This is a genomic window from Pseudoalteromonas fuliginea, assembly GCF_000690055.1.
Taxonomy (GTDB): Bacteria; Pseudomonadota; Gammaproteobacteria; order Enterobacterales; family Alteromonadaceae; genus Pseudoalteromonas; species Pseudoalteromonas fuliginea.
On sequence record NZ_JJNZ01000089.1, the window covers coordinates 1 to 9,333 of the forward strand.

Annotated in this window: 6 protein-coding genes; all 6 read right to left on the reverse strand. The window is 40.6% G+C overall.

Annotated elements, in window-relative coordinates:
• Positions 1 to 294: 294 nt before the first annotated feature.
• Positions 295 to 1,719, reverse strand: coding sequence for a dihydrolipoyl dehydrogenase (gene lpdA / locus DC53_RS01840; protein ID WP_007378726.1), 1,425 nt, complete (start codon positions 1,717 to 1,719; stop codon positions 295 to 297).
• A 205-nt stretch (positions 1,720 to 1,924) separates the two neighbouring features.
• Positions 1,925 to 3,820 carry a pyruvate dehydrogenase complex dihydrolipoyllysine-residue acetyltransferase gene (gene aceF, locus DC53_RS01835; RefSeq protein WP_033031931.1) on the reverse strand — a complete coding sequence of 632 codons (1,896 nt, stop codon included), beginning with the start codon at positions 3,818 to 3,820 and terminating at the stop codon, positions 1,925 to 1,927.
• 10 nt (positions 3,821 to 3,830) lie between these two features.
• Positions 3,831 to 6,497 (reverse strand): pyruvate dehydrogenase (acetyl-transferring), homodimeric type, encoded by a 2,667-nt coding sequence (gene aceE, locus DC53_RS01830; RefSeq protein ID WP_033031933.1) that lies wholly within the window; start codon positions 6,495 to 6,497, stop codon positions 3,831 to 3,833.
• Positions 6,498 to 6,585: 88 nt separating this feature from the next.
• Positions 6,586 to 7,335 (reverse strand): pyruvate dehydrogenase complex transcriptional repressor PdhR, encoded by a 750-nt coding sequence (pdhR, locus tag DC53_RS01825; protein WP_002957764.1) that lies wholly within the window; start codon positions 7,333 to 7,335, stop codon positions 6,586 to 6,588.
• A 352-nt stretch (positions 7,336 to 7,687) separates the two neighbouring features.
• Positions 7,688 to 8,539 carry a beta-lactamase regulator AmpE gene (gene ampE / locus DC53_RS01820; protein ID WP_033031936.1) on the reverse strand — a complete coding sequence of 284 codons (852 nt, stop codon included), beginning with the start codon at positions 8,537 to 8,539 and terminating at the stop codon, positions 7,688 to 7,690.
• Between the two features lie 13 nt (positions 8,540 to 8,552).
• A complete protein-coding gene (gene ampD, locus DC53_RS01815) occupies positions 8,553 to 9,107 on the reverse strand; it encodes a 1,6-anhydro-N-acetylmuramyl-L-alanine amidase AmpD (protein WP_008136808.1) in 555 nt (184 codons plus the stop codon).
• Positions 9,108 to 9,333 lie beyond the last annotated feature (226 nt).

Here is a 9,333-nt window from a genome sequence, read left to right on the forward strand (position 1 = left end):
CTGCGTTACCCTAGTGGCTTACATCCATGTAAGAATAAGTAATACCAACCTGCATAAATCTTTGATCAATTTAACGAATTAAATTGCACTATAACTTCGTTAAAATTTTTTATTTAGAACAACTAGATACAAAAAATTTTGCCTAGTTCTAGCGTAATTTTCTTAACGTTAAATAGACCCCATATATAAGCAGATTGGTATCATTAAATTAATTCAACATCTCTCAAATTAAAAATCAGACATAAAAAAACCCAACCTAAGTTGGGTTTTTCAAACAAATGCTAAAGAGTTAAATTACTTCTTTTTAACTGCTTTTTTGTTTGGTAGGTCAGTGATCGAACCTTCAAAAATTTCAGCTGCAAGGCCGATTGATTCGTTCAATGTTGGGTGAGCATGAATTGTAAGCGCTAAGTCTTCACCATCTGCACCCATTTCAATACCTAAACCGATTTCGCCAAGCATTTCGCCCGCGTTAATACCGATCATAGCACCACCGATTATACGGCCACTTTCTTTATCAAAGATAAGTTTAGTAGAACCTTCAGTACGAGCAGATGCAATTGCACGACCAGATGCTGCCCACGGGAATACCGCAGTTTCAACTTTTAAGCCTTGCTCTTTTGCTTCTTTCTCAGTAACACCTACCCAAGCGATCTCTGGGTCAGTATACGCTATTGAAGGAATACATTTAGGGTCGAAGAAATGCTTCTGACCAGAAATAACTTCTGCAGCAACATGACCTTCATGAACCGCTTTATGCGCAAGCATAGGCTGGCCAACTAAGTCACCAATTGCAAAAATATGGCTTACATTAGTACGTAATTGCTTATCAACATTAATAAAGCCACGCTCATCAACGTTTACGCCCGCTTTTTCAGCATCAAGTAAGTTACCGTTTGGAGTACGGCCAACTGCAACAAGTACTTTGTCGTAACGTACTGGTTCTGCTGGTGCGTTTTTACCTTCAAACGTTACGTATAAGCCGTCTTCTTTAGCTTCAACACCAACAACTTTAGTTGAAAGCATTACGTTGAATTTTTTGCTTACGTATTTTTGGTAAATTTTGATAATGTCTTTATCAGCTGCTGGTACTAATTGATCAGCAAATTCTACAACATCAATTGCAGAACCTAGCGCACGGTATACCGTACCCATTTCAAGACCGATAATACCACCACCCAATACAAGTAGCTTTTCTGGTACATCTTTAAGCTCTAGCGCGCCAGTTGAATCAATTACGCGGTCATCTTGTGGGATGAAAGGTAAGTTAACTGGTTTAGAACCGGCTGCAATAATCGCGTTATCAAACGTGATAGTTGTAGCGCCGTCTGCGCCTTCAACTACTAAAGTATTGCTGCCCGTGAATTTGCCGTATCCAGATACAACTTTCACTTTACGCATTTTGGCCATACCTTCTAGTCCACCAGTTAACTGGCCAACTACAGAATCTTTCCAAGTACGAACTTGGTCAAGATCGATTTTTGGTGCGCCAAAAGTAACACCGTGAGATGACATTTCAGCTGCGTCATCAATCACTTTAGCTACGTGTAAAAGTGCTTTAGAAGGAATACAACCAACATTAAGGCATACGCCACCTAATGTTTCGCGAGATTCTACTAATGTAACTTCTAAGCCCAAGTCAGCAGCACGGAAAGCCGCAGAATAACCACCAGGACCACCGCCTAGTACAACAACTTGAGTTTTTAATTCGTTGCTCATGCTTTTACCTTAATTGTTTGAACGGGACACTGCCCTAAAATTTAACTGCCATGTTTCTGCAAGGCAGAAAGAGTGAGCAGCGCACAAAGTGATGCAATTCGTACAAAGATTGTATCATTGCAAATGGTAAAAATCCCAGCTAAAAACAACTGGCTGGGATTTGATTCTATTTATTTTATTGCGTATACCAATTTTTCTAAACTGGTTACATCACCAACTGGCGAATATCGCTCATGTAACTTGCAAGAGTCACAGTAAAGCGTGCAGCTAATGCTCCGTCAATAACCCTATGGTCGTATGACATAGAAAGTGGAACCATTAGTTTAGGTTCAAACTCTTTACCATTCCATTTAGGTTTCATTTCAGATTTAGATACACCTAAAATAGCAACCTCTGGCGCATTAACAATCGGCGTAAATGCCGTACCGCCAATACCGCCAAGGCTAGAAATAGTAAAACAGCCACCTTGCATATCAGACGATGTAAGCTTACCGTCACGGGCTTTAACAGATACTTCCATTAGTTCTCGTGATAATTCAATAATGCCTTTTTTATCAACATCTTTAAACACTGGCACTACTAAACCATTTGGCGTATCAACAGCAACACCAATGTTAATGTACTTCTTAAGAATTAAACTTTCGCCATCGTTAGACAGTGAAGAGTTAAATGTTGGGAAGTCTGCAAGTGCTTTAGCCGCTGCTTTCATTACAAACACAAGAGGTGTGATTTTAACACCCAGCTTTTTCTTCTCGCTAAGTGCATTTTGCTCTTTACGAAATACTTCAAGACTGGTGATATCAGCTTCGTCAAACTGTGTAACGTGTGGGATTTGTACCCAGTTACGGTGTAAGTTTTTGCCTGATAGCTTTTGAATGCGAGATAGTTTTTTCTCTTCAATTTCACCAAACTTAGCAAAATCTACTTTAGGCCATGGAATTAGACCAAGCTCGCTGCCACCAGCATTACTACCTGCTGATAATTGACCAGATTCAACTTGCTTAACCAGTGTTTTAACATAGTTCTGCACGTCTTCTTTAACCACACGGTTTTTACGACCAGTGCCTTTAACGTTAGCTAGGTTAATACCAAACTCACGCGCTAAACGGCGAACAACAGGTGATGCATGAGCATACGCGCTGTTTTCTGTGAAGCTTTCATTACTTGCTTTTGCAGGTGCTGCTTGAGCGGGAGCCGACTCAGTTTTAGCCGCCGCTGCAGGTGCTGCTACTGGCGCGCTGCCTGCAACTTCAAATACAAAAATTAATGAGCCAGTCGATACTTTATCGCCAGCGGCTACTTTAATTTCTTTAACTGTACCTGCAAATGGAGCTGGTACTTCCATTGCAGCTTTGTCGCCTTCAACGTTTAAGATTGATTGATCTTCTGAAACCGTATCGCCAACTGCAACCATAATTTCAGTTACTTCAACTTCATCGCCACCAATATCAGGTACATTAACTTCTTTAGTACTTGGTGCTGCGTTTGCTGTTGAGCTAGCTGCTGGCGCTTCTACAGGAGCCGACTCTTTAGCCGGTGCTGCAGATTCACTTCCTGCTACTTCAAAAACAAACACTAATGAGCCTGTTTCAACTGTATCGCCAGCGGCGACTTTAATTTCTTTAACTATACCGGCAAATGGAGCTGGAACTTCCATTGCTGCCTTGTCGCCTTCCACGTTTAAGATAGATTGCTCTTCTTCAACGGTGTCGCCAACAGCAACCATGATTTCAGTTACTTCAACTTCGTCATCGCCAATATCTGGTACGGTTACTTCTTTAGTCGAAGAACCTGTAGAAGCAGCAGGTGCTGCCTCTTCAGATTTAGCTGGAGCAGCGGCTGATGCATTAGTCGAGCCAGTGCCTTCACTCTCGCCTTCAAACAAAAACACTAAAGAGCCCGTTGTAACGGTGTCGCCAACGTTTACTTTAATCTCTTTCACTGTACCCGCTTGCGAAGCAGGTATTTCCATTGATGCTTTGTCGCCTTCAACATTTAATAGTGATTGGTCCACATCTACTTTGTCGCCAACGCTTACTAATATTTCGGTTACTTCTACTTCGTCGTCACCAATATCAGGTACTTTAATTTCAATACTCATTGCAAACCTCTTATGCGTACAGTGGGTTAAGTTTGTTAGTGTCGATGTTGAACTTTTTAAGTGCTTCAACAACTACTGACTTCTCAACTTCACCGCGTTTAGCAAGTTCAGATAACGTAGCAACAACAACGTAGCCCGCGTTAACTTCAAAGTGACGACGTAGGTTTTCACGGCTATCAGAACGACCGTAACCATCTGTACCTAGCACTTTGTAGTTGCTGCTTGGAATAAATGAACGCGCTTGTTCTGCGTAGTTTTTCATGTAATCCGTTGCTGCAACAGTCACAGAGTCGTTTAATACGCTTGTGATATATGCTGTTTTTTGCTCGCTTTCAGGGTTAAGCATGTTGAAACGTTCAACATCTTGACCTTCACGCGTTAATTCGTTGAAAGACGTTACAGAGAACACGTCAGACGCAATGCCATACTCTTCGCTTAGAATCGTAGCGGCTTTACGTACTTCAGTCATAATAGTACCTGAGCTTAATAGCTGTACGTTGGCTTTTTTACCTGCGTAACTTTCAAGCTTATAAATACCTTTACGAATACCTTCTTCAGCGCCTTCTGGCATAGCTGGCTGATGGTAGTTTTCGTTCATAAGCGTTAGGTAGTAGTAAATATTTTCTTGGTCATCACCGTACATACGACGAATACCGTCTTGTACAATAACAGCCACTTCAAACGCGTAAGTTGGGTCATAAGAAATACAGTTAGGAACCGTATTAGCAAGAATATGACTGTGACCATCTTCGTGTTGCAAGCCTTCGCCATTTAGCGTTGTACGACCCGCCGTAGCACCTAATAAGAAACCACGTGCTTGTTGATCGCCCGCCATCCATGCCATGTCACCAACGCGTTGGAAACCGAACATAGAGTAGTAAATGTAGAATGGGATCATTGGCAAATCGTTAGTGCTGTATGAAGTTGCAGCAGCAACCCATGACGACATAGCACCTAACTCATTAATGCCTTCTTGCAGTACTTGACCTGAAGTCGCTTCTTTATAGTAAGAAACAATATCGCGATCCTGCGGCGTGTAGTTTTGGCCATGTGGGTTGTAAATACCAATTTGACGGAATAAACCTTCCATACCAAATGTACGCGCTTCATCGGCAATAATTGGTACGATGTTTTTACCAATGCCCTTATCTTTTAATAAGATATTAAGTGCACGAACAAAGCCCATAGTGGTAGAGATATCACGTTTTTGCTCTTCAAGTAACGGCTTGAATGCGTCTACTTCTGGCAATGCTAGTTTTTCACTAAAACGTGGAATACGCTTAGGTGTGTAACCTTTAAGCTCATCACGACGCGCATGTAAGTACTTGTACTCAGGTGAACCTTCTTCAAGCTCTAGGTATGGTAATTCTTTTAATTGCTCTTCAGATACTAAGTCATCAAGGCCAAGGCGTGAACGTAAATGTGCAACATGCGACATGTCCATTTTTTTCACTTGGTGCGCAATGTTTTTACCTTCAGCTGCTTCACCCATACCGTAACCTTTTACAGTTTTAGCAAGAATTACAGTTGGACGACCTTTTGTTTCTTCTGCTTTTTTAAATGCAGCAAATAGTTTTGACGATTCATGACCACCACGCTTAAGCGCGAAAATTTCGTCATCTGTCATGTCCGCAACAAGTGCAGCTGTTTCAGGGTAGCGACCAAAGAAGTTTTCACGTACGTACGCGCCATCTTTCGCTTTATATGTTTGGTAATCACCATCCACAGTTTCGTTCATTAACTGTAGTAATTTACCCGTTGTGTCTTTAGCTAGAAGAATATCCCAACCGCTGCCCCATACTAGTTTAATTACGTTCCAGCCAGCGCCTTTAAACAAGCCCTCTAGCTCTTGAATAATTTTACCGTTACCCATAACTGGGCCGTCTAAGCGCTGTAAGTTACAGTTAACTAAATAACAAAGGTTATCTAGTTTTTCACGTGCAGCAAAAGAAATAGCACCGCGTGACTCTGGCTCATCCATTTCACCGTCACCTAAAAACGCGTATACACGCTGATTTTTAGTGTCTTTTAAGCCACGACCATCTAAGTATTTTAAGAAGCGTGCTTGGTAAATTGATGAAATAGGACCTAAGCCCATTGATACCGTAGGGAACTGCCAAAACTCAGGCATTAACTTAGGATGAGGGTACGATGGTAAGCCTTCGCCATCAACTTCTTGACGGAAGTTATCTAGTTGTGCCGCCGATAAACGCCCTTCAACAAATGCACGTGCGTAAATACCTGGAGAAATATGACCTTGGTAATAAACTAAGTCACCACCGTCTACATCATTTGGTGCTTTAAAGAAGTGGTTAAAACACACTTCATAAAATGCAGCAGATGATTGGTAAGACGCCATATGGCCGCCTAAGTCGAGATCTTTTTTAGATGCACGTAGAACGATCATAATCGCGTTCCAACGGATAATTGAACGAATACGACGCTCAAGATTTACATCACCCGGGTAAGCAGGTTCTTGATCTACAGGAATAGTATTAACGTAGTTCGTGGTAATACCCGTTGGCATATCAACGCCGTCTAAACGGGCTTGCTCTAATACTTGCTCAAGTAAAAACTGAGCTCGTTCAACACCTTCTTCGCGCACAACTGATTCAAGAGCTTGTAACCACTCTTGTGTTTCTAGCGCGTCTACGTCAATTTTATTGACTTCAGACATATGGAGGTTTCCTTATGTTTAAAATACGAATATTGTTAATTTAATATCACAGCTACTTAATGTGTGTTCAAAGTAATTATGTACTAACTTAATTTTGTTTAGTGCGTCTTAAACTACGTTCAATTCGCGAATGTTCTTTGCCTGCTTCAAGCAATGCTTCTTCTATAAATGCTAAGTGCGCATTACTTGCTAAACGGGCTTGTTCTGGATTACCGTCAATAACGGCATCCATTAATAAACGCCTGTGTTGGGCTAATTGACTGCTAATATCTGACTTTTTTAATAGAACAGTTAAATTTTGCAGTACATTTTGCTCAAGCAGCGCTTTCATACCTCTAACTAAATGCAATAACACGACATTATGCGAAGCTTCAGCCACACTAAAGTGAAATGCATTAATTGCTTTTGCTTTTTGCTGTAAATCATCATTAACTAAGGCAATTTCATCAAAGCTTTGCTTTACTTTGCTAAAATCGTTGCTGGTCCCGCGCAGTGCTGCGTAGTAAGCAGCAATCCCTTCTAATGCATGACGAAATTCAAGTAAATCAAACTGCGACTCAGGGTGTTTACTAATCAAATCAAAAAGTGGATCAGTAAGCCCTTCTTCGAGCTGATTTTTTACAAACGTGCCGCCACCTTGGCGACGCGTAACTAAACCTTTCGCTTCTAACTTTTGAATTGCCTCTCGTAGTGACGGGCGAGACACTTCAAATTGCTTTGCTAGTTCACGCTCTGGTGGCAACTTTTCACCTGGTGCTAACGAGCCTTCAAGAATCATGTTCTCAAGTTGCTGTAAAATAACATCAGATAATTTTGCTGCTTTAATCTTTAAAGACATGAATCAACGTCCGCGTTGTATAAATACCAAGAGCCCACAAAACGGGGCTTTAAGTCGTATGATTTACCCAAAAGGTAAATTGGTCATACCAAAAATTTTCAATACGGTATCAAAAAGCCTAATAGCTGTCAATTTACAGTGTGTTTATACGTTGGAAGTAGCGTAACGCATTTTGAACGAAGATTAAACAATGCGCAATTTACAAAAATTGTTATAACGTTAATAGGATGAAAACAATTGGTCTGACCAGATGAATTTAGAATATTAGCTCTATTTTATTGTGTTTAAAAATTGCAGGAAGAGATTAAAGCACCTTACATTGCATAAGGTACTTTATTAAAAAGGTATTAACTTAAGACAGCCCACCAAATAATGTAAGTAGTGCTATAAGTACTAAGTAAAATAATACATTGCGCTTAACAAGCTTAATCATACAAGTGGCTTCGTAGGTACAGCCGTAATAACGCTTTTCAACTTGCTCTGCAGCCAGTGCAGTACATGTTACGACTTCTCGGTTTGGAGATTTAAAGTTAAGTACGTAACGTAGCCAACAGCTCGTGCCTTTATTAAAGTTACCTATTACTAAATAACCAAAGCTGGTAATACGTGCAGGTAACCAGTCGAGCCAAAACAATAGTTTATGTATAAGCTTAAAACGCTTAGCAAATATTACCTTATGATCTTCTCGTACTAAATCAGCTAAAGTACGTACTAATGCATATAAAACCGCACCTGGCGCGCCTAAAACAACAAACCAAAAAATAACCGCACAATAAAATCTAAAGTTTACCCACGCCAATGTTTGCCCAAAAGTCTCGCCACCATCTTGATCATCGGTACGCTTTTGACCTATTTGCAGTGCATATAAAGATGCTGCAGTACCATCGTCGCGCGTTAACGCATTTAAATACGATTTGTATAAAGCACGCTGCTTAGCACAACCAAAGCACACTAAAAGTACCGCGATATTAATACCCAACTGCCACAATACAAAATCTGACAAACAATAAACTAGCGCTATAGCTATAACAGGGAGTGCAAGCCAAACAAAAAACCCCGGTGTTGAGCTAAATAAGCCCTTATCACCAAGTAATTTATTAGAGCGATTTAAATAACCATTTGCGTAATAACTTATTTGCCAATAATTAGACCTAGCACCTAGACGCTCAAGTATTAGTGCAATTATTATAGAAACCAAAATCATTGTAGTTACTCTCTTAGCTTGATTGCTCAAGCATATTTAAAAACAATTGCCAATTAAAGCTACTACCTGGGTCGGTTTTTCGCCCTGGAGCAATATCGCAGTGCCCCACAATACGTGAAGGCGTTATTTTTGGATAGCGTTGCATTATTGACTTGCTCAAAACAGCTAACGCATTATATTGCATTAAAGTATAAGGAGTGGTGTCAGTTCCTTCAAGCTCAATACCAATGCTAAAATTGTTACACGCCGCATGCCCTTCAAATTCAGATAAGCCGGCGTGCCATGCGCGCTTATTAAATGGCACGTATTGTAAAACATTCCCGGTGCGCTTAATAAAGCAATGGGCAGATACACGTAAATTCTTTAAGTCACTAAAACTCGGATGAGCATTACAGTTAATGCTACCCATAAATAACTCATCAACGAAAGGTGTACCAAACTGCCCTGCTGGCAATGATATATTGTGAATCACCAATAAAGAAATATCAGCCTCATCAGGGCGCTCATCAAAGTGCGAACAAGGCCGCTGCACTACCGTACTTAAAACACCACTTAAATCTATTTTCATGATACGTTTGCTATATAAATATCAAGATATACATATCGCTGATGCTAAAGGATTTATTAAAACAATGATAGTAACAAGCGAGGTATAAAACCTCACCTACAACATACACCAAACCGTAGGTGCGAATTTACGTCCGCTCATGTAACGTAGCTTGGGTGTTTAAAAAGCGAGGTGTAAAACCTCACCTACCACATACATCAAACCGTAGGTGCGAATTTACGTCCGC